This window comes from Streptomyces qaidamensis, from assembly GCF_001611795.1.
Classification (GTDB): domain Bacteria; phylum Actinomycetota; class Actinomycetes; order Streptomycetales; family Streptomycetaceae; genus Streptomyces; species Streptomyces qaidamensis.
On the sequence record NZ_CP015098.1, the window covers coordinates 8,720,315 to 8,741,087 of the forward strand.

General features: G+C 71.8%; 19 protein-coding genes and 1 pseudogene. 10 read left to right on the forward strand and 10 right to left on the reverse strand.

What is annotated here, in order from left to right; translation table 11 throughout:
- Positions 1 to 97 precede the first annotated feature (97 nt).
- From A4E84_RS38215 to nicT, 3 genes are all read left to right on the forward strand, one after another.
- Positions 98 to 1,576, forward strand: a complete 1,479-nt coding sequence (locus tag A4E84_RS38215; RefSeq protein ID WP_062930926.1) for a hypothetical protein — start codon at positions 98 to 100, stop codon at positions 1,574 to 1,576.
- Positions 1,577 to 1,650: 74 nt separating this feature from the next.
- Positions 1,651 to 2,499: a proteasome subunit beta gene (gene prcB, locus A4E84_RS38220; RefSeq protein WP_062930927.1), complete on the forward strand. Its 849-nt coding sequence runs from the start codon at positions 1,651 to 1,653 to the stop codon at positions 2,497 to 2,499.
- Positions 2,500 to 2,650: 151 nt separating this feature from the next.
- Positions 2,651 to 3,802 (forward strand): Nickel transporter NicT, encoded by a 1,152-nt coding sequence (nicT, locus tag A4E84_RS38225; protein ID WP_079129289.1) that lies wholly within the window; start codon positions 2,651 to 2,653, stop codon positions 3,800 to 3,802.
- Between the two features lie 7 nt (positions 3,803 to 3,809).
- Here nicT and A4E84_RS38230 read toward each other — a convergent pair whose 3' ends face one another.
- Positions 3,810 to 4,781 carry a hypothetical protein gene (locus A4E84_RS38230; protein ID WP_062930928.1) on the reverse strand — a complete coding sequence of 324 codons (972 nt, stop codon included), beginning with the start codon at positions 4,779 to 4,781 and terminating at the stop codon, positions 3,810 to 3,812.
- 11 nt (positions 4,782 to 4,792) lie between these two features.
- Positions 4,793 to 6,262, reverse strand: a complete 1,470-nt coding sequence (locus A4E84_RS38235) for an APC family permease (RefSeq protein ID WP_062930929.1) — start codon at positions 6,260 to 6,262, stop codon at positions 4,793 to 4,795.
- Between the two features lie 403 nt (positions 6,263 to 6,665).
- Between A4E84_RS38235 and A4E84_RS38240 the strand changes: the two genes are divergently transcribed.
- Positions 6,666 to 7,175, forward strand: a complete 510-nt coding sequence (locus tag A4E84_RS38240; RefSeq protein WP_062931814.1) for a DUF5709 domain-containing protein — start codon at positions 6,666 to 6,668, stop codon at positions 7,173 to 7,175.
- Positions 7,176 to 7,275: 100 nt separating this feature from the next.
- Here A4E84_RS38240 and A4E84_RS38245 read toward each other — a convergent pair whose 3' ends face one another.
- Entirely contained in the window at positions 7,276 to 7,482 is a 207-nt protein-coding gene (locus A4E84_RS38245) for a hypothetical protein (protein WP_062930930.1), read from the reverse strand.
- 208 nt (positions 7,483 to 7,690) lie between these two features.
- On the opposite strand from A4E84_RS38245, the gene A4E84_RS38250 reads away from it, so the two are divergent.
- Positions 7,691 to 7,927 carry a chaplin gene (locus tag A4E84_RS38250; RefSeq protein ID WP_062930931.1) on the forward strand — a complete coding sequence of 79 codons (237 nt, stop codon included), beginning with the start codon at positions 7,691 to 7,693 and terminating at the stop codon, positions 7,925 to 7,927.
- A gap of 68 nt (positions 7,928 to 7,995) precedes the next feature.
- Here A4E84_RS38250 and A4E84_RS38255 read toward each other — a convergent pair whose 3' ends face one another.
- Complete coding sequence (locus A4E84_RS38255) at positions 7,996 to 9,105, reverse strand: PP2C family protein-serine/threonine phosphatase (protein WP_237305076.1); 1,110 nt, start codon at positions 9,103 to 9,105, stop codon at positions 7,996 to 7,998.
- A gap of 323 nt (positions 9,106 to 9,428) precedes the next feature.
- Here A4E84_RS38255 and A4E84_RS38260 point away from each other — a divergent pair, with 323 nt between their 5' ends.
- Positions 9,429 to 10,319, forward strand: a complete 891-nt coding sequence (locus tag A4E84_RS38260; protein ID WP_062930933.1) for a GNAT family N-acetyltransferase — start codon at positions 9,429 to 9,431, stop codon at positions 10,317 to 10,319.
- Here A4E84_RS38260 and A4E84_RS38265 read toward each other — a convergent pair.
- Positions 10,297 to 11,238, reverse strand: coding sequence for a Gfo/Idh/MocA family protein (locus A4E84_RS38265; RefSeq protein ID WP_062930934.1), 942 nt, complete (start codon positions 11,236 to 11,238; stop codon positions 10,297 to 10,299). The genes A4E84_RS38260 and A4E84_RS38265 overlap by 23 nt on opposite strands.
- Positions 11,239 to 11,429: 191 nt before the next feature.
- Between A4E84_RS38265 and helR the strand changes: the two genes are divergently transcribed.
- Positions 11,430 to 13,598, forward strand: a complete 2,169-nt coding sequence (helR, locus tag A4E84_RS38270; RefSeq protein WP_062930935.1) for an RNA polymerase recycling motor ATPase HelR — start codon at positions 11,430 to 11,432, stop codon at positions 13,596 to 13,598.
- A gap of 36 nt (positions 13,599 to 13,634) precedes the next feature.
- Here helR and A4E84_RS42680 read toward each other — a convergent pair.
- Together A4E84_RS42680 and A4E84_RS38275 are read right to left on the reverse strand one after the other, a co-directional pair.
- Positions 13,635 to 13,781 (reverse strand): annotated as a pseudogene (locus tag A4E84_RS42680) (transposase); the annotation flags it as partial.
- A 360-nt stretch (positions 13,782 to 14,141) separates the two neighbouring features.
- Positions 14,142 to 14,552, reverse strand: a complete 411-nt coding sequence (locus A4E84_RS38275) for a VOC family protein (RefSeq protein ID WP_062930936.1) — start codon at positions 14,550 to 14,552, stop codon at positions 14,142 to 14,144.
- A gap of 173 nt (positions 14,553 to 14,725) precedes the next feature.
- Between A4E84_RS38275 and A4E84_RS38280 the strand changes: the two genes are divergently transcribed.
- Complete coding sequence (locus tag A4E84_RS38280; protein WP_062930937.1) at positions 14,726 to 15,577, forward strand: aldo/keto reductase; 852 nt, start codon at positions 14,726 to 14,728, stop codon at positions 15,575 to 15,577.
- A 191-nt stretch (positions 15,578 to 15,768) separates the two neighbouring features.
- On the opposite strand, the gene A4E84_RS43170 is transcribed toward A4E84_RS38280, so the two are convergent.
- A complete protein-coding gene (locus tag A4E84_RS43170; RefSeq protein WP_159029675.1) occupies positions 15,769 to 15,999 on the reverse strand; it encodes a hypothetical protein in 231 nt (76 codons plus the stop codon).
- Between the two features lie 312 nt (positions 16,000 to 16,311).
- Here A4E84_RS43170 and A4E84_RS38285 point away from each other — a divergent pair, with 312 nt between their 5' ends.
- Entirely contained in the window at positions 16,312 to 17,445 is a 1,134-nt protein-coding gene (locus tag A4E84_RS38285; RefSeq protein WP_062930938.1) for a serine hydrolase domain-containing protein, read from the forward strand.
- A gap of 360 nt (positions 17,446 to 17,805) precedes the next feature.
- On the opposite strand, the gene A4E84_RS38290 is transcribed toward A4E84_RS38285, so the two are convergent.
- Positions 17,806 to 18,018 carry a hypothetical protein gene (locus tag A4E84_RS38290; protein ID WP_062930939.1) on the reverse strand — a complete coding sequence of 71 codons (213 nt, stop codon included), beginning with the start codon at positions 18,016 to 18,018 and terminating at the stop codon, positions 17,806 to 17,808.
- Between the two features lie 181 nt (positions 18,019 to 18,199).
- On the opposite strand from A4E84_RS38290, the gene A4E84_RS38295 reads away from it, so the two are divergent.
- A complete protein-coding gene (locus tag A4E84_RS38295) occupies positions 18,200 to 19,921 on the forward strand; it encodes a hypothetical protein (RefSeq protein WP_174569491.1) in 1,722 nt (573 codons plus the stop codon).
- A 67-nt stretch (positions 19,922 to 19,988) separates the two neighbouring features.
- Here A4E84_RS38295 and A4E84_RS38300 read toward each other — a convergent pair whose 3' ends face one another.
- Complete coding sequence (locus A4E84_RS38300; RefSeq protein ID WP_062930940.1) at positions 19,989 to 20,630, reverse strand: cutinase family protein; 642 nt, start codon at positions 20,628 to 20,630, stop codon at positions 19,989 to 19,991.
- Positions 20,631 to 20,773 lie beyond the last annotated feature (143 nt).

Sequence of the window (20,773 nt, forward strand, 5' to 3'; positions counted from 1 at the left end):
CCCCGGGTCAGGCGGTTGGCCGAGTACCGCCCTGCACACCACCGCCCCGCGGGTTAGCTTGATCGTGTTTTCCGGTCATCAGGGTTAGGGGCGGAACATGCCTGAGGGCGCCGACGCCATCCTCGTCGGGAGGCGAAGACGCGAACAGCCCGCCGGGCCGCGCGCCACTTCGGGGGCGCGCGGCAGCCGGCCGCTCGCCGCGCTCGCCGTGGTCTTCACCCTCGCGCAGCTCGCCCTCGTGCGGCCCGTCCTGGGCCTCGGCTGGGACGAGATCGTCTACGTCAGCCAGGTCACCTCGCACCACCCCGCGGCCTTCTTCAGCGCACCCCGCTCCCGCGGCGTCTCGCTGCTGGTAGCGCCCGTCGCGTCCTGGTCGTCGTCCGTCCCGCTGCTGCGCGTCTACCTCGCCCTGCTGTCCGGCATCGCCCTCTACCTGGCCCTGCGCTGCTGGCGGGGTCTGTTCCCGACCCGCGTCCTGGTCGTCGGCGGGGCCCTCTTCGCGTCCCTGTGGATGACCCTCTTCTACGGTCCGCAGGCCATGCCCAACTACTGGGTCGCGATCGGAGCCCTGATCAGCGTCGGCTGCTTCCTGCGGGCCCGGGCGGAACGTTCCTCCCCTGGGGTCCTGTGGGGCCTCGCGGCGGGCGCCGCGCTCATGGCGTGGATGCGTCCCACCGACGCCGTCCACGTGGCCGTGCCGCTGCTGGTCCTCGCTCTGGTGCGCCGCCACGCGCGGCTCCTGCTCGTGCTCGTGGCAGGCCTGGCGGCCGGGGCCGTGCCGTGGGTGATCGAGGCCTACACCGGGTTCGGCGGGCTGGGGGAGCGGCTGGCGGAGGCCTCCCGGATCCAGGGCGGACTGGGATGGCACATCGCCGTCGACGACCAGTTGCGCAGTCTGGGCGGACGCGCCCTGTGCCGCCCGTGCACAGGGCCGATGCCGACCCCCCTGGTCACCCTCTGGTGGTTCGCCCTGCCCGTCCTGGCCGGCCTCGGACTGGCCGTCGCGGTCCGGGCCGGGCGCGCGGGACGGACCCTGGTCCCCCTGGCCTGCGCCGCCACGGCCGCGCTGCCGTACCTCTTCATGATCGGCTACGCGGCGCCGCGCTTCCTCCAGCCGGCCTACGCGCTGCTCGCGATCCCGGTCGCCGACGCCCTGTGGCACCTGGTCAGAACCCCGCGCGGGACCTGGCGCCCGGTGGCCGCCGCACTCGTCGCGCTCTGCCTGGCCGGGCATCTCGCGGCACAACTCGCCGTTCTGCACGGCGCCGTGTCCCGCAACATCGACAGCCGCCGCGACTGGGACCGCACCGCTGACGCCCTGCACCGGCTCGGCGTCCGCCCGCCCTGTCTGCTCACCGGTCACGAGGCCATCCCCGTCGGCTACTACACCGGTTGCTCCTCGGGGGCGACGTCCGGGAACAACGAGAACATCACCGTGTCCGGCATCCTGCGCACCGCGGACCGCCTCCCGGTCGCCCACCTCGCCCCGGCCGGCGGCACCCCGCCCCGCTACGCCCGCTCCTGGCCCGTCCACCGGATCTCCGACCTGGACGTCCGTGTCGCACCGGGCCCCTGACACCTCGGGTGACGTTTCCCGCCCGTCCGGCTCAGGTAGGAGTCGGTTGACGGTCACGACCGAGGGGGAACGGCATGGCGGCGAGCGATCACGAGGGCAGGCTGGGGGAGGAGTTCTTCACTCCGGGCTCCTCGTCCTTCACGGACTTCCTGGCGGCCCACCGCCCCGGACTGCTGAGCACCCGGCGGGTCCTTCCGGACGGCGTCCGGGCCGAGGGCGCCCCGCACGGCACGACCGTGCTGGCCCTCACCTACCGGGACGGCGTGCTGATCGCGGGCGACCGGCGGGCGACGATGGGCAACCTGATCGCCCAGCGCGACCTGGAGAAGGTGCACCCAGCCGACGACCAGTGCGCGGTCGCCTTCGCGGGCACCGTCGGTCTCGCGGTGGACATGGTGAAGCTGTACCAGGTCGAGCTGGCGCACTTCGAGAAGATCGAGGGCATCCCCATGACCCTCGCAGCGAAAGCCACCCGGCTGGCCACCATGATCCGGAACAACCTGGGCCAGGCCATGCAGGGCCTCGCCGTCGTCCCGCTGCTGGCGGGCTACGACCCCGCGGCTCCCGAGGGCGCACGGGGCCGTATCTTCTCCTTCGACGTCGCCGGCGGCCGCTACGAGAAGTTCGGCTTCCACGCCGAGGGCTCCGGATCGCCGTACGCCCGGGGCGCGTTGAAGAAGCTCTACCGACCGGGCATGTCGCGCCGCGAGGCGGCCCTGGCCGCCCTGCAGGCGCTGTACGACGCGGCGGACGACGATTCCGCGACGGGCGGCCCCGACCTCACCCGCCGCATCTACCCCATCGTCTCCGTCATCACCGAGGACGGCTTCGAGCGGCTGGCCGAGGGGGAGACGGAGGAGCTCAGCCGCGAGATGGTCGAGCAGCGGCACACCCGGCCGGACGGACCGAACGCCGGGGTGTGACACGCGGCCCGCAAGGAGGGCCCGCCGGCGGAGTTTTCGGTTCCATGGACAAGACCTGTCACGGGCTTTACTGCACATGACTTGCAGGTACTGGAGGATGGCGCAAGGCTGTCTGCCGCAGCCGTTCATCCGACAGAGAGATCTTCCCCCGATGACGGCCGCCCCTGCGTCCACTCCGCCCCTCCCCGCCCCGGCCCACGCCCAGCGCACGGCCTGGCACCGCGTCCGCAGATCCATGACGCGGCGGGAGTGGACCAGGGCGGGGGGGATGGCGGCCTTCATCCTGGCCCTGCACGTGATCGGCTGGTTCACCCTCGTCGCGATCGTCGCCCCGGAGCACCACGCCATCGGCGCGCAGACCTTCGGCGTCGGCATCGGAGTCACCGCGTACACCCTCGGCATGCGGCACGCCTTCGACGCCGACCACATCGCCGCCATCGACAACACCACCCGCAAGCTGATGGGACAGGGGCAGCGGCCGCTGTCGGTCGGCTTCTGGTTCTCCCTCGGCCACTCCAGTGTCGTCTTCGCCCTGGCCTTCCTGCTCACCCTCGGCGTGAAAACCCTGGCCGGGCCCGTCCGCGACGACGGCTCCGCGCTGCACGACGTCACCGGGCTGATCGGCACGGCCGTCTCCGGGGCCTTCCTCTACCTCATCGCGGGCGTCAACCTCGTCATCCTCGCCGGCATCTGGAAGGTGTTCCGCGCCATGCGCTCGGGCCGCTACGACGAGGCCGCCCTGGAGGAACAGCTGGACAACCGCGGCTTCATGAACCGCCTGCTGGGCCGGGTCGTGAAGTCCGTCTCCAAGCCCTGGCACATGTACCCGCTGGGCCTGCTGTTCGGCCTCGGCTTCGACACCGCCACCGAGATCGCCCTGCTCGTCCTGGCCGGCTCCGGCGCCGCCTCCGGCCTGCCCTGGTACGCGATCCTGTGCCTGCCCGTCCTGTTCGCCGCGGGGATGTGCCTCCTCGACACCGTCGACGGCTCGTTCATGAACTTCGCCTACGGCTGGGCCTTCTCCCAACCGGTCCGCAAGGTCTACTACAACCTCACCATCACGGGCCTGTCCGTCGCCGTGGCCCTTCTCATCGGCTCGGTCGAACTCCTCGGCCTCCTCGCCGGACAGCTGAACCTGCACGGGCCCTTCTGGGACTGGATCTCGGGCCTCGACCTCAATGTCCTCGGCTACGTGGTCGTCGCCCTGTTCTTCGCCACGTGGGTGGTGGCGCTCGTGGTGTGGAGGGCCGGCCGCATCGAGGAGAAGTGGTCGGGGGACCTGGCACCTCGACAGCACTCGTAGCAGGCGCTCACGCTCCCAGCCGCAGCTCCTTGCGCCACTTGACGATCTGCTTCTCCGCATCGCCCGTGTACGACCACGGGGTGCGGGTCGCGCGGGGCCCCAGCATGCCCAGCAGGACGCCCGCGATGTCCTTGGCGCCGGCGGAACAGGCCGCGTGGGCCAGGTAGCTGAAGTCGCGGAGTTCGGCGGGCGCGATCCCGGCCTCCCTCCGGCTCATGACCCAGCGCTGCCAGGTCCGCCGCAGGTCGCTCGCCGCACCGTCGTTGTTCCAGTGCTGCGAGAGGCCCACGGCGGAGTGCCTGCCCTGAGCCGCGTCCAGGGCGAAGCGGTACTCCTCGACCCGGGCGTACTGCACCAGCACCGGCAGCGGGCAGCCGGGCGGCGACACCCCGGCCGCGTCCCGGGCGAAGTCGTACATCAGGCCGTGCGTGCCGTGCCAGCGCGCCGAGTAGTAGTGCAGAACCTGCAGGTGCCCCTCGACGCTGTAGGGATCGCGCCCGTGCAACTCGTCCCACCAGCGCCCCAGTTCCTGCCGGCGCACCCCCGACGGGTACAGGCGCGCCACCGAGATCAGCGACACCCACGGCGTCGGATCCTCCGGGTACGCCTCCGCGGCCGTCAGGCAGGCCAGCACCGCGGCGTCCACGCGGTGCTGGCCGATCGGCACGCCCCGCCCCGCCGCGATGGCCACGTTGAAGGTGCGGGCCGTCTCCGTCGCCGCCCGCAGCACCAGCGCGTCGGCGCTGCGGGCGTCCGCCGAGAGCCAGGACTCCACCGTCGAACTGCCCGCGCACACCTGCGCGAGCTGCCGGATCCGGTGCCCCCGCGCCGCCCAGTCGTGGCCGGTCGCGCCCAGCAGGTCACGCAGCCCCTGCCAGCGGCCGATCACGACGTCCTGACGGGCGGAGGTGAGGTCCGCGTCCCCGCAGTCGGGGTCGAAGTCGGGAGTGAAACCACGTCTGAGACTGCCGCGTGCCATCGGGTTCCTCCTCAGAAGTCGGTGGAGAGACCCTCGTGGACGCGGGCGTGCGCGTTCTGTTCGTCGGGGACGTAGTCCGTCTCGACCGCGCGCGAGGCGTCCAGCTTCGCGGGCCGGTAGTAGTCGCTGCCCTGCCGCCAGTACCAGAACATCGGGACCAGCCCGATCGCGAGGCCGCCGATGCCGATCGTGATCGCGGCGCTGCTCAGCTCGCCCAGCGACTCCACGAACACCCAGAACATGAACAGGGCGCCGCACAGCGGCCACAGGCCGCCGAAGAGGAAGTTGGCCGGGGACTTCAGCAGCGTCTTCCGGTACGCCACGACCACCGCGAGGCCGGCGAGCCCGTAGTAGACCGCGATCTGCAGGCCGATCGCCGAGATGGCGTCGGAGAGGATGTCACCCACCGAGCCCAGGGCGTTGGAGGCGATGAACATCGCCAGCGCCACCGCCCCGACCACCACGATCGCCACCCAGGGGGTGTTCCACCGGCGGTGCACCCGGCCCAGCGCCGCCGGCATCGTACGGTCCCGTCCCATCGCGAACAGCGAGCGCGTGACCTGGATCAGCGTCGTCTCCAGCGTGGCGATGGTGGACAGCATCACGGCCACGATCAGCAGCTTGCCGCCCCAGCCCGGCCAGATCTCCTCGCCGAGCACCGCCAGCACGTTCGCGTCGTTCTCCTCGATCTGCTTCGAGGACAGGATCACGTTCACCGCGATGGTGAACACCTCGAACAGCAGGAAGACGATGCCCACCCCGATCAGGCCCGCCAGTCCCGTCGTACGGCGGCTGTTGCGGGTCTCCTCGCTGAGGTTGCTGGTGACGTCCCAGCCCCAGTAGTAGAACGCGGCGATGAGCGCGCCCGACGCGAAACCGGCCATGCCGTCGAAGTGGGAGAAGCCGAACCAGGACCAGTCGAAGGCGCGGGCGTTGCCGGTGTGGAAGAAGGCGAGCACCGCGAACAGTGCCAGAACGGCCAGCTCGACACCCGACATGATCAGCTGCGCCCGGACGGTGAGCCGGGCGCCGCCCAGCACCACGAACAGCATGATGAGGAACCAGACCGCGCCGACCACCGTGGACAGGGCGGTGTTCTCGGCCAGCTTCTCGTCGAAGAGCGCGAGCGTCATCGACCCGGCGGGCAGCGAACCGGCCACCATGAAGATCGTCGCCGAGATCACCAGCGCCCAGCCGCTGATGAAGCCCAGGAACGGATGGAGGGTGCGCCCCACCCACGAGTAGCTGGCGCCCGCGTTGACGTCGATCCGGCTGAGGTAGCTGAACGCCAGCGCGATGCCCAGCATGGGTATCGCGCAGTACAGCAGGGCGGCAGGACTGGCCAGCCCCACCGCGCCGACCAGGACGGCGGTGGTCGCGGCCAGCGAGTACGCCGGGGCGCTGCCGGCGACCGCCATCACCACGGTGTCGAACGTGCTGAGGACATTGGCCTGCAGCCCTCTGCCCCTGCTGTAACTCATGGATGTGCTGCTTTCACTTGTGCACGACCGGAGGCGGGCAGGCCGTCCCGGGGCGTTGGAGGGAGGGTGGAGCTCGCCGCCGGACGGAGGAGGATGACCTCGGGCCCGGGAGCGATGGAAGGGGTCGTGGACACCGTGCTGCCGCCGCGTCGGCAGCCGGTCACAGCGTGTGTGCGAGTGATGATAGTCCCACTCCTTGATCTTTCAAGATTGACCGGTGGGTAATGTCCCGGGCCGCCCAGGGTTTTAACTCCTGTTGGCCTGCGGGACCTTCGGTCTCCCCTCCCTGCCGGGTCGCATCCGCCGAGGTTGAAGCCCGCGTAACGGGAAACGCGGAACGGACAGGAGAGACGAACGAGTCGAGCAGCGCGACAGGAAGGCAGGAGTGATGGGCACGGAACCGATGCGCTCCGAACCGATGGCGGACGACGTGTACCAGCCCACCGGGACCAACGAGGAGCAGGAGGACGCCGCGCCGCTGGACCTGCAGGACGCCGTCGACGAGCGGACGTACGACGACACCCTCGACGAGGGCTACTCCCCGCCGGAGAAGCCCCTCGGCGTCACCAAGCGCGGCACCACCGCCGCCGAGCAGCACGAGGGCGAGACCCTCGACGAACGGCTGGCCCAGGAGGTCCCCGACGTGTCCGCAGAGCCCGCCGGGGACGGGGTGGGCGACACCCCCGACAGCGACGGCGAGCCGGTGGACCCCGAGGCGGGCACCGTCCGCGCCGGCCGGCTGGTCGCCCCGGACGAGGGCACCCACGCCGACACCACGAAGGAGACCGTCGCGACGGACGTCGGCATCGACGGCGGAGCGGCCGGCGCGGAGGAGGCGGCCGTGCACATCGTGGAGGACGACAGCGCCCTTCCCGGGGACGACGCCCTTCCCGGGGACGACGGCAGGGTGTGACCCGCCCGCCGGCGTGAGCCCACGCCGGCACACGGAAGGCCACCGGGCCCGAGCGCATCCGCGCAGGCCCGGTGGCCTTCCGTATGGCCGAGGGGTGCGGCTAGGGCAGGAGCTTCTCCAGGGCGGCCGGGCCCTCGGCCGCCAGCTTGCGCTTGGCCCACTCGATGTTGCGCGGGGTGATGTCCTTGCCCGAGGCGAGGACGAGGTCCTCCGGTGACACGTCGGTGCCGGTGCGGGCGTGGAGCAGGCGGTCCGGGGTGGTGCGCTCCTCGGACGGCCGGGATGCGGCGGGCTCTGACGTCGACATGTTCTCTGCTCCTAGGGTCCGGATCGCCGGGGCGGCCCCGGTGCTGAAAAACGGGTCCGATATCACCATTCCCCCCGTGGGCGCGGCCTGCATCCGGAGAGCGCGGTCCCGGCCCCGGCACCCCGTTCGGACGCCCATGGATGTCGCACGGCCCTACTCCGGGTGACGGTGGAGTCACGTGTCCCTGCGAACGACAGGAGCTTTTCCCATGCGCACACGTGTGACCGCCGCGGCAGGCCTGGCCTGCGCCGCCCTGCTGGCCTTCTCCGGTACGGCGAGCGCGAACGACGGCCCCGTCGGTATCGCCACCGACAGCCCCGGCTTCCTCTCCGGCAACGTCATCCAGATCCCGATCGACATCAACGCCAACGTGTGCGGCAACTCGATCAACGTCATCGGGCTGCTCAACCCCGCGTTCGGCAACGAGTGCGAGATCAAGGACTGACGCACCGGTCGTACGGCCCCGCCGGCGGCGGCCCGCGAAGCACCGCGGGCCGCCGCCGGCCGCCGTTGTCAGAGCCCGCCCCGCGGACGCGGCGCGAGCACCAGCATCGTGACGTCGTCCTGTACGTCGGGGCAGTGCCGCACGAGGTCGGCCCAGACCCGCTCGGCCAGCGCGACCGGATCCTCGGCGGCCAGGCCCGGCAGCCGTTCCACCAGGGGGTAGAAGGCACCGCTCGCGTCCCTGGCCTCGGTCACCCCGTCGGAAGCGAGGAAGAGCCGGTCCCCGGCCCGCAGCGGCACCGAGACGACCCGGGGCGGGGCGGCGTCGGCGAGACCGAGACCGAGCGGCGTGCACGGCTCGACGTCCAGCTCGACGGCCCGCCCGTCCCGCAGCAGCAGCGGTCCGGCCTGCCCGCACGCCACGATCCGCACGACCCGGGCGTCGGCGGAGAAGTCGAGCAGCACCGCCGTCGCGAACAGCTCGGCGTGCGGATCGCCCGCCGAGTCCACCGCCAGCCTCCGGTCGAGCCGGGCGGCCACCGCCTTGGGGTCCGGCTGGTCCAGCACCGCCTCCCGGAACGCTCCCAGCAGCGCCGCGACCGTGGCCACGGCCGACAGCCCGTGCCCCTGCACATCACCCATCACGGCCCGTACGCCGTAGGGGCCCGCCCGTACGTCGAAGAAGTCGCCGCCGACCAGCGTCCCGTGCTGCGCGGCCCGGTACAGCCCCGCGCACCGCACCGCCCCGACCCGCTCCGGCAGCGGCGGCACGACGGCCCGCTGCGCCGCCTCGGCGACGGTCCGCTCGGTGACCAGCTGGGCGTCCCGCCTGCTGCGGACGTAGGACAGCAGCACGCTCAGCACCGACACGAAGCACACGGTCAGAAGATCCGTACTGCCGGGATCGTCGAGGTTGAAGACGGGCACGGTCAGCACGACCACCACCAGCGCGCCGAGCACCGCCGTCGCCACCGGGCCGTGCGCCAGCACGGCCAGCGGCGGGATGGCGCCCAGCAGGAAGCCGATGTCGAGCGGCTCCGGGCTGATCAGCTCCGCCGCGCACACCCCCGCCAGCAGCGCCGACGGCAGCACCCGGGCCCAGCCGGGCGGCGGTGCGCCGCGCAGCCAGCCCCGCCGGTCCGGGTCCCGCCGCGCCAGCCGGCCGCGCACACTGCTCACACCACCACGCTGCTACGCCCGACCGGCCGCCGCACGCCGGGCCCCGCGCACCACGGGCGGCCGTGGGCTCCGTCCGGAAGGGCACCAGCCTCAGCCGGATACCCGAACGCGCCGCTCTCAAGGGGCCGTTGAGCCGCTCCGGTAAACCGATGGACGGCCCGCCGGAGATCACGTAGCGTGTGGCGCGCCACGCCCCGAGACCAGCGGAAGGAGGACGAGCCGTGCAGTTCACACCGTTTCCGCGCTCCCTCCCTGCCCGGCAGGCGTGCCTCTACTGACCGACCGGGAGCGCTCTCAGCAGCATGCGTCCCGGAGGACACCCCATGACCGATGTGGTCATCCGCGCGCTCGACACGAGCGACGCCGAACTCTTCGACACCCTGCCCGACCCGCTGGGCGCCCGTGAGGGCCACCGGCTGACCCGGCACCGCCCCGACTGGAAACGGGTGGCCCTGCGCGACGGCCGTGTCGTCGCCCGCGGCGCCTGGTGGGGCGGCCCCGACGACTCCGAGCCCGTCAACCTCAACTGGTTCGACGTGGCCGAAGGCGAGGAGGAAGCGGGCGCCGCACTCCTGCGCTCCGCCCCCTGGCAGGTCGAACTGGAACTGAACCTGCCGGCCGGCTGGCGCGACGACCCGGTCCTGCGCACAGCCGCCGACACCCGCGGCACCGCCGCCCGCAAGGCCGGCTACGAGCTCCTCGTCGAACGCCTCCTGTACCGCTGGACCCCCGGCTGCGGCTTGCCCGAGCGGCCCGGGCGCCTGGAGTTCCGCACCGAACCGGACGACGCCGTGTTCTTCGACGCGCTGCGCCGCATCCACTCCGCCACCCTGGACGCCCACGCGCTCAAGGACATCGAGCAGGGCGGACTCGACCGGGCGGCCCAGGCGGAACTCGACTTCTTCCACTGGTGCCCCTCGCCGCGCGAGTGGTGGCAGGTGGCGTACACACCGCAGGGCGACATGGCCGGCATCCACATACCGGCCCACAATCCGTCGGGCCCCTGCATCGGCTTCATCGGCGTCCTGCCGGACCAGCGGGGCCACGGCTACGCCTACGACCTCCTGGCCGAGTGCACGCACTTCCTGGTCGAGCAGGGGGCGGAGTTCGTCGCCGCGGCCACGGACCGGGGCAACTTCCCGATGGCGGCGAACTTCGCCAAGGCCGGCTTCCCGGTGGTGAAGGAGCGGCTCAACTTCGACCCGGCGCAGTAACCGGGCCGCCCGCGGAGAACCGCCCCGGCCGCGCGGCCCGGGACCTGCCGTCGAGCAGGTCCTGGGCCGCCGTGAGGATCTCCGTCACCCTGAGACCGAACGCCGCGTCACAGGCGTGCGGGCGGCCGGTCCGGGCGGCGTCGAGCAGCGCGTCCGCGGCCCGCATCAACGCGGGCACCGCCCCGTCGGAGCCGTCCGGCAGCGCCGCGACCCCGGCCTCCCCACGCAGCTCCACGCCGGCACCGGCCGCGGCGGGCGGCGCCGTCAGGCTCAGGGTCAGGGTGCTCGACGCCCCACCCGCGTGGTCGAGGACGACGTGCGCCGTGTCCCCGGGCCCGTACACCGCCGCCGTCACGCGCCGTACGTCGCCGAGGACCGGCAGCAGCACGGACAAGGCGTGCGGGCCGACGTCCCACAGGGCGCCCTTCTCCCGCCGCCACGGCGTCGCGAACGGGCTCTCGCTCGTGAACACCGCCCCCAGCCACTCGGCGCGCGCCGTGAACCAGCCCGGCACCGCGGCCTGCTCGGCGATCCACGCCGCCGGCCCGGGCTGGAAGCGGGGCGTGAAGAACACCACCGAGGCGACACCGGCCTCCTCGGCGGCCGCGACCACGGCCCGCGCCTGCTCCACCGTGGGCGCGAGCGGCTTGTCGAGCAGCAGATGGCACCCGGCCCGCGCCGCCCGGACCGCGAGTGAGGCCTGCACCTCGGGCGGCAGCGCCACGGCCACGGCGTCCACATCCGCGAACAGTTCGTCGACGTCGTCGTAGGCGCGGACGCCGTGCCGCTCCGCCAGTTCCTTCGCGGCTTCCGGGCGACGGCCCCACACACCCGCGAAGTCCAGCTTCTCGTGCCCGCTCAACGCGGGTGCGTGGGCCATCTGTGCCCAGGGTCCGGTGCCGAGCAGTCCTATCCGCATGCCGCCGCCTCTCCACGCTGCCAGGGCGAAGAGCGTGCCACACGGAAACGGGCGGCGGACAACGACAAAGGCGAGGAGTGTTCTCCTCGCCTGTCTCAAGTTATAGCCCACGGGGGGACTTGCGGCAAGGCCCCCCGGCTCCCGCAGACTATCCGGCCTAAGCCCAGGACCTGCGGAAACGGGAGCATGACGTGACCCCTGCGACCACGAGCGCGTTCGATCTTCCCGACCGCCTCGCGCACAAGGCCGCCCCGGCGTCGATCGCCGGGGACGAACAGCACTTCGCCGCCATCGCCGACTGCCTCGCGCAGAACATCGCCGAACTCTCCGACCGCCTTGCCGGCGAGCGCAGGGCACCCGGTGGCAAGGGCAGGCAGGCCATGGACCGGGACGCCGAGATCCACCGGCTCACCGCACGGCTGCGCGCCCTACGCCGCTTCGGACTGGATTTGTGCCTCGGGCACATGGTCGCCGCGGACGGCTCCGAGCCCGTGTACGTCGGACGGCTCGGCCTGACGGACAGCGAGGGACGCCGGTTGCTGGTCGACTGGCGTTCCCCCGCCGCCGAGCCGTTCTTCGGAGCCACCCACGCCAACCCGATGGGCCTGGCGAGCCGCCGCAGGTACCGCTGGACCGACGGCCGGATCGTCGACTACTGGGACGAGGTGTTCACCGCCGACGGATTCGACGGGCACGCCGCGCTTGATGACCAGTCCGCGTTCATCGCCAGCCTCGGCACCAACCGTTCGCCCCGCATGCGGGACGTGCTCGGCACCATCCAGGCGGACCAGGACGCCATCATCCGCGCCGGGTCCCGCGGCGCCCTCGTCGTGGACGGAGGCCCGGGCACCGGCAAGACCGTCGTCGCCCTGCACCGCTCCGCCTACCTCCTCTACTCCGACCCGCGCCTCGGGCAGCACCGACGCGGCGGTGTGCTCTTCGTCGGCCCGCACCGGCCCTACCTGTCCTACGTCTCCGACGTCCTGCCCAGCCTCGGCGAGGAGGGCGTGCAGACCTGCATCCTGCGGGACCTCGTCGACGAGGGGGCCACGGCCGGGGAGGAGACCGACCCGGAGGCGGCCCGCCTGAAGTCGTCGGCGGACATGGTGCGGGCGATCGAGAAGGCCGTCCGCTTCTACGAGGAGCCGCCCGCCGAGGCGATGACGGTCACGACCCACTGGTCCGACATCCGTCTGAGCGCCGGGGACTGGGCCGTGGCGTTCGAGGCGTCGGAACCCGGCACCCCGCACAACGAGGCACGCGACCAGGTCTGGGAGGAACTCCTCACGATCCTCGTGGCCAAGCACGACGGCGACGCCCCGGACGAGCTGCTCCGCAAGGCCCTGTCACGGGACCGGGAGCTGCTCACGGCCTTCAACCGCGCCTGGCCGCTGCTGGAGGCGACCGACCTCGTGGGAGACCTGTGGTCCGTGCCCGCCTACCTGCGCATGTGCGCGCCCTGGCTCAGCCGCGACGAGGTGCGCACCCTGCAGCGCGAGGATGCCCAGGCCTGGACCGTGTCCGACCTGCCCCTGCTGGACGCGGCACGCCGGCGGCTCGGCGACCCGGAGGCCTCACGGCGGGGGCGCAGGCAGGCGGCCGCCGTGGCCGCACAGCAGGAGCGTATGGCCGACGTCATCGACGACCTGCTGGAGGCCCACACCTACGACGACGGCGAGGGCGTGCTGGTCATGCTGCACGGGCAGGACATGCGCAACTCCCTGGTCGACGAGAGCGTACTGCCCACCGCCGACCCGGACCGGCTCGCCGGGCCGTTCGTGCACATCGTCGTGGACGAGGCGCAGGAACTGACCGACGCGGAATGGCAGATGCTGCTGCTGCGCTGCCCGTCCCGGAGCTTCACCATCGTCGGGGACCGCGCCCAGGCCCGGCACGGGTTCACGGAGTCGTGGCGCGAACGGCTGGAGCGGGTCGGTCTGGACCGGGTCGAGATGGCCTCGCTGAGCATCAACTACCGCACGCCCGCCGAGATCATGGCGGAGGCCGAGCCGGTCATCCGGGCCGTGCTGCCGGACGCCAACGTGCCGACGTCGATCCGCAGCAGCGGCGTCCCCGTCCGCCGCGGGTCCGCCGCGGAGCTGACGTCGGTCCTCGACACCTGGCTGTCCGATCACGCCGAGGGGATCGCCTGCGTGATCGGCGATCCCGCGTTCCGGCCGGCCTCGCCCCGCGTCCGGTCGCTGACCCCGGAGCTGTCGAAGGGGCTGGAGTTCGACCTGGTCGTGCTCGTCGACCCGGAGAACTTCGGCGAGGGTGTCGACGGCGTCGAGGGCGCCGTCGACCACTATGTGGCGATGACCCGGGCCACGCAGGAGCTCGTCATCCTCACGAACTCCTGACGCTCCGGCCCGGGGTGGTGGTCCATGGAGGGTGCTGAAGATCTTGGCCGGGCTCCCGGCGCCTGGCACGCACGTGTACTGCCGGGCCACCCTCGCCCTTGCGGTGCCGCACTTGGGGAACGACACGTCGTCCACCACCCACACCTCAGGCGTGATCACCTCGGCCGGCCGCTCGGCGATCCGCTGCCTGACCGGCGGCGGTGGTCAGGGCGGCGGCTCTGTGGTGTCTGTGCATGCTGAGTGCACCTCACTGTGCTGGGACGAGGGGGCCGCGCCCGGTCCGGGAGGCGGGCGGTGGGTGGGCGCCCGGGGCGGCGGCGGCCATGGGCGATGCGGTGGTCCTGGGTGCGGACCCCTGCGTTCTCGCTGACTGGAGCGCTTCACTAGCGCGCTCTAGTGGCAGGTACTGTGCGACCGCTCCGGGGGGATGTCAACAGCTTTGTCAGGACGTACCAACAAAGGAGGCCGCCCGTACGCACCGGTGCTGAAGGGTGCGTACGGGCGGCCTCGGGCGGACGGTCCCGGACCGTCCTGCCCGGCTGCTCAGGTTTCCGTGCTGATGTTGACCATCCACGGGACGCCGAAGCGGTCCGTGCACATGCCGAACACGTCGCCCCACATCTGCTTCTCCAACGGCACCGACACCGAGCCGCCCTCGGACAGCTTCTCCCAGTAGCCGCGCAGCTCGGCGTCGTCGTCGCCGCTGAGGCTCACGGAGTAGGAGCCGCCCTGTTCGGACTCCATGCCCGGCGGGTTGTCGGCGCCCATCAGGGTGAAGCCGCCGTCGGTCTCCAGCATGCCGTGCATGATCTTGTCGGCGTTCGGGGCGTCCGCCTGCCCGAAGTCTCCGTAGCTGTTGAGGTCGAGGGTGCCGCCGAAGACTTCCTTGTAGAACTCCATCGCCTGCCGGGCGTCGCCGTTGAAGTTGAGGTACGGGTTGAGGCGCGAGGCCATGAGAACCTCCCAGAAGGGGGTAAAAGTCCCTTTCGCGCAGCGTATCGTCAGGCACCGGTGACGGCTCGTCGAGTGACCGCCGCCCTGTGCGGGGCGAAGGTCCGCCACCGTCGGGACCGTCGCCAACTGCGCTGTTAACGTGGGCTCTTGAGCAGAAGAGGAGACAGCGGCCCATGTCATCGACATTCCGCATCGGCGGGGATCTCGACGTACGCCGGCTCGGCTTCGGAGCCATGCATCTGCCCACCGAGCCCGGCCCCGGCCGGGAGAACGCCCTCGCGGTGGCCCGGCGCGCCGTGGAGCTGGGCGTGACACTGATCGACACGGCACACCTGTACGGCGGGGGAGCCAATGAGGAGCTCCTCGCCGAGGCCCTGCACCCCTACCCGGAGGGCCTGCTGATCACCACCAAGGTCGGTGTCGCGCGCACCGGCCCCGGCGGCGACTGGAAGCTCGACGGACGGCCGGAGATCCTGCGCGACCAGGTCCGGCAGGCCCTGCGCCGGCTGCGGACCGAGCGGATCGAGCTGCTCCAGCTGCACCGCATCGACCCCGACACGCCGCTCGCGGACCAGCTCGGCACCCTGCGCGAGCTCCAGACCGAAGGCCTGGTCGGCCGGGTCGGGCTGTCGGAGGTCACCGTCGAGGAGCTGGAGCGGGCCAGGGAGCTCGTCGATGTCGTGAGCGTGCAGAACCGCTACAACCTGCTCGACCGGGAGCACGAGCCGGTGCTCGACGCCTGTGCGGCGGCCGGTATCGCCTTCCTGCCGTGGCGGCCCGTGGCCTGGGGGAAGACGGGGGCCGAGGGCGAGATCGCCGCCGTGGCGGCCGAGCTCGGGGCCACGCCCACGCAGGTCTCGCTCGCCTGGCTGCTCGACCGGGCACCGGTCGTCCTGCCGATCCCGGGCACGGCCCGGATCGGGCATCTGGAGGAGAACCTCGCAGCGGCCGGCCTGGGACTGACCCCCGCCCAGCGTGCCCGGCTGGACAGGCTTGCCGAGGGCGCACGGGCCGCATCAGGCTGAGGTGCCGGGGCCCGGGTAACCTCCTCGCCGTCCACGCCCACGCAGCCGCTCGGCGTCCGGTGAGTCCCCCTGGCGGCGGGGGAGGCATCCGCTGGGCCGGAGTGCGACGGCTCACGGCTCGTCGGACGACCAGGACGTGTCTCACGGATGCCCTGGAACGACTGGCCCGGCAAGGGCGTGGGTGGTGCCCGTCAACGGCGCTTCTGTCTGAAAAGGTCACTTGAGAGAGGAGGGTGCCCCCCTAACCCGATGCCCTGAATCTCGGTACGAATGCTTGCGGCTTTGTCGCGTGCTTCCTGTTCCGCCTGCATCCCGTCTGCGGAATCAGGCAGGGAGCGCCCTCGGTTGCGCTTGAGCAACACGATGATCAGCAACGTGGCAGTAACGCCCATACCGGCGAAAAGCGCAATGATCGTTCCCATGCTCACCTCTTGGCTCCGGGCTGACGGATGGAGCAGGGCAGTAGGCCGGCCCCGCTCGTCGCGTGATGATCGCATCAGTCAAGAACGCTGAGGTCAAGGCGGCCCTGCGTCTTGTGGGCACCAGCGGCCGGCCGAGGGGTGGTCTCCGAGCCGTCTGCGATCGTCGCTCGCGTGATCACGAAACGGAGGCCCGCCGACTGCGCCGACGCCGTGACTCCTCACCGTCCGCCCGGGAGCCAGGACAGGGGAATAGCGGCCTGGGCCGTCCGGTTGTCCAAAACGCAAGATCTGCAAGGGAGTTCGGGAGGGTTCATGGCAGTTCATGGCACGGTGGCCGCCGGTTTCGAGGGAGTGCGAGAAGAATTCGCCCTGTTCCTCGCCGACGAGGAACACGCGCCGGGCGCACAGCTGGTAGTGCACCAGCGCGGCGAGCGGGTCGTGGACCTGTGGTCGGAGGGTGTCACCGGAGAGACGCTGCTCGGCGTCTTCTCGTCCACCAAAGGCGCTGCCTACCTGGTCACTGCGCTCCTGGTCCAGGACGGCGTCCTCGACTTGGACCGCACCGTGGCCTCGTACTGGCCGGACTTCGCCGCCGAGGGCAAGGGCGGGATCACCTTGCGCGAGCTGCTGGCACACCGTGCCGGGGTGATCGGCCTGGACGCCGGGTTCACCCCGCAGGAGCTGGCCGACGACCGGGCGATCGCGGCCCTACTCGCCGGGCAGCGCCCGTTCTGGCAGCCGGGGCAGTTCTTCGGCTACCACGGGTACGTGATCGGCGCGCTGGTCGGCGAGGTGGTGTTCCGGGCCACCGGGCGCACCCTGCAGGAATGGTACGAGGAGCGGATCCGCGCCCCGTACGGCCTGGACCTGTGGCTGGGCCTGCCGGAGTCCGAGGAGCCGCGGTTCCTCAGTACGCTGCCGATGCTGCCGACGCCCGAGCAGCAGGCCGAGATCGACGCCTCCCCGTACAGCCCGTACAGCCTGGGCGGCATCGCGTTCAACGAGCACGCCCCTGACAGCGTCGAGCTGGAGGACTTCGCGAACTCGCGCCTCGTCCGCGCGAAGGGCCAGGCGTCGGCGGGCGGTATCGGTTCCGCGCGCGGCTTGGCCGGCATGTATGCGGCGGCCGCGTTCGGCCTGAACGGGGACGGGCCGCTCCTGAAGCCGGACACCGCCGCGGAGTTCGCGCGGGTCCACTCCGAGGGAAATGACCTGGTGAGCGGCTCGCAGAAGGCTTTCGGCCTGGGCTTCAGCGCCATCGGCTGCCTTTTCGACTCCGTCGGCGCCGGTGCCTTCGGCCACAGCGGCGCCGCGGGCTCCCTCGCCCTCGCCGACCCCCGCCAGGGCTACGCGTACGCGTACACCCGCCGCCGCTATGCCTACCCGGGCGGCGCGGCCCCGGAGAACGAGCGCCTGCTGTGGTCGGTGGTCCGGGCGCTCGGGTGACGCAAGCGGGGCGCGCCCCGCTGATCCGGTTCAGCGCCCGTTCGACGGTGTTGCGCTTGTGCGCCGCTCCGTCGAAGCCGGGTGGCCGTCCGCCGCGTGAGTCCTCGCGCAGGCGGGCGGCCTGGCTATCGGGCTGCTCCGGGATCGTGTGCCGGATGCCCCGGCGCCGCGGCTGCGCACCAGCCGGGCGAGCGGGCTCTGCCAGGGCGTTTCGCCCTGGTGTGCCGCCGCTTCGGCCCCCCCTTCTGACGCGGGCGTCAGCGGTGGTTCGGCCTGGACCTGCCCCAGCGGACGCCCCCCTGTGCCGTCGGCCGCACTCCGGTCAGCACCCGGTGCGGGATTCCGTCGTACGGACAGCCGCTAGCTGTTCCAGTCGTACGGGCCGCCACCCTGCCACTCGATCAGCTCGGTGTCGTCGACGGCCGTGTCCGTGGTGGGCAGGCCCTCGCGGTGCAGCAGGTCCAGTACGTCGAAGAGGCTGTAGGCGACGCCCATGCGCTCGCCGTGGATGGTCACCAGCCGTCCGCCGTCCGTCGCGGGCGGCTGCACGACCACAGGGGGTTGACCGTCCATAGCCCCACCATGCTCCCGAAACGGCCGGTTCGCAGCTCGGTGGCGTCCAGAAGCGGTATGGACCCGTTCCCCCGCGCCGGCGTCGGGCGCGCTGTGCGCCGGTGACAAGGCGCGATCCGGAAGCTGAGTTCTCATCAGCACTCCCTGAGAGCGGTCGCACGCGCACTCTAGCGTCCGTGGCATGGACATGAATCGTATGCACAGAGGGAAGTGGCGCGGTGCCGCGCTGGCGGTGCTGCTGAGCGCTGGAACGCTCACGGCCGCCGCCCCGGGCGCCCACGCCGACGGGGCGCGCACCGAGACGCCGGTGAGGTCGACGTCGCCGGTGACCGCAGTGACGGAGTCGATGGTGCGGGTGAAGGTGCCGCTGCCGGAGTCGGCGGGGCCTCGCCCGGCCGCCTGCGACTGGCTGTCGTACCTGCGCTACCGCTCCGCCGCCGGGCCGGCCGCGTCGGCCGACGCCGACCGGATCCTCATCGCCCAGCCCGGGATCCTGGAAGGCGCCGGGGCGTTCGACAGCGTCGCCCGCAACACCGTCGCGCGCGCCGCCGAGCAGGGGCGGCACATCGAGTTCTGGGCGCTGGACCGGCGCTCCAACTGTCTGGAGGACCGCACCGGCATCGCCTCCGGCGACCAGCACACCGCGGTCGACTACTACTACCGCGGCAAGCAGGTCGACGGCCGTACCTTCGCCGGTTTCACCGGCAACGCGCAGCTGGGCTGGATGGCGAAGCTCGGGATCGAGCAGACCGTACGCGACCAGTACGACCTGCTGACCGCCGAGTTGCCCTCCCCGGCGCAGCGCAAGCAGAAGGTGCTGTGCGGCGGGCACTCGCTGGGCGGTGTGATCACCGGGTACTTCGCCGCGGCCGACTTCGACGGTAACCGCGCCACCACGGCGGACGCCGGGTACAACCAGTGCGCCGGCTACTTCGCCCTCGACACGACCGTCTCCACCTCACTGGCCGATCTCAGCGGCAGCATCCCGGGCGACACCAACCTGCCCGACATCGGCCTGGGCCACGGCGTCGTGCAGGCCGGGCTGGACAGCGGGGTGCTGCCGCGCAGCCTGTCCGCGCCGGTGCTGCTCAACCCCGAGACCATGACCCTGCTCGGCATCGCCGGACTCGGTGCCCTCGACGACCTGGAGGGCGAGGCCGACCTGCTCCGCTACCTGCCTTCCAACCTCAACATCGAGGCCACCAACCGTTTCCTGTTCGCCAAGGACACCGCCGCCTTCCTCAGCGGCAAGCCGGGGGTGAAGGACTTCCGGCTCACCAACGGGGCCGTTCTCGGGGCGCTGCTGGACGACAACTCCGTGCCGCTGGCGTTCCTGCAGACCAGCGTGGGCTTCTTCGACGGCGGACCGGTCGCCGACAAGAGCTTCCCCGTCGCCAACGGCGGTGACCGGCAGGCCGGACCGTACGGCACCGCGTACAAGGCCATCCCGGCCCGGCCGCAGGGCCCGCTGTACACCTGGCGCAACTACGACCGTGTCGGCGATCCTGACGACCCCGGCTACCGGTCGGCCGACGGCACCCCGTTCACCGGCGCCGGCGAGGAGGTCACCGACATACGGCAGTTGGCCCGCAGTCTGGCCGAGCAGCCGCTGGACTTCACCGAGCAGTACTTCCCGACCAAGCTGGTCACGGACATCCAGCTGGCCACCTCGCCGCAGGTGAAGAAGCTCGTCGTCCATCCCGACGGGCTGAAGGCCAACCCGGTGCTCACCGTGCTCGCCGGTGAGGGACTGCTGGCCGGCCGGGTCCCGGCCGAGCTGCATCCGGTGGTCGCCGACGGCTACCAGCACCTCGACGTCCTGACCGCCGCGCCCGTGCAGAACAACGGCCGGCCGGAGCCGGTCTCCACCAGCCTCGCCGGCTTCGCGCGGTCACCGCGCTAGCCCCTGCCGGAACACACACCCGGGGCCCGGGAGGATCTCCTCCCGGGCCCCTTCGTGTGACGCGGGCTCAGAGCCTGCCCGCGGCGAACGTGGCCGCCTCCTCGGCGTCGTCCCGGTAGCTCAGGTGCGCCCCGACGTCGCCCCCGCCGTTCTCGCAGACGGGGTCGCCCTTGGCGCAGAGGTCGAGCGTGCGGCTCTGGTAGGTGCCGGTGACGCTCTTGCCGAGCGCCCGGATCGGGTTGCCGAACAGCAGCACCGCGGCGACCTTCGGCTCCACCGCCGCGGGCAGCGTGGCCACGATGGGGCTGCCGACCACCGCGCCGGCGCTGCTGATGCCGATCGAGTTGTCGACGACGTTCGCGCCCTGCGAATAGCCGACGAGAACGAACTTCTGACTCGGACAGGCGGCGGCCTGGCTCTTCACATGGTTCACCAGATCCAGATTGCCCTGTGCCGCGGACGTCGGAGAGAGATCGGCGGGGTAGTTCACCTTGTAGCTGGAGAGGTTTTTGCCCGCTGCTTTCTTCTGCAGCGCGGAAAACACCGGGTCGCCGACGATGAAGCCGAGCGTGCCCGGCTCGAAGGTGCCGCGGGCCGCGACGACCTCGACGTCCGAGCAGGCCGCGGCCATGGCCGGGGGAGCCGCGAGGGTGGCAAGTCCGGCCCCGCCGGCCAGCGAGAGCGCCGCGAGAGACATACGGATACGCATGGGGGATCCTCCGCGTGGGAGGCGCGTGAAGCGCCTGCGAAAAAGGACGCCCCGAACGTATGGGCTTTCTCTCGTCTGCTGTTATGGACGGGATTATGGAAACCCCGCAGGTTTTTGTCGCGGATTGAGTACACCGCCCGAGC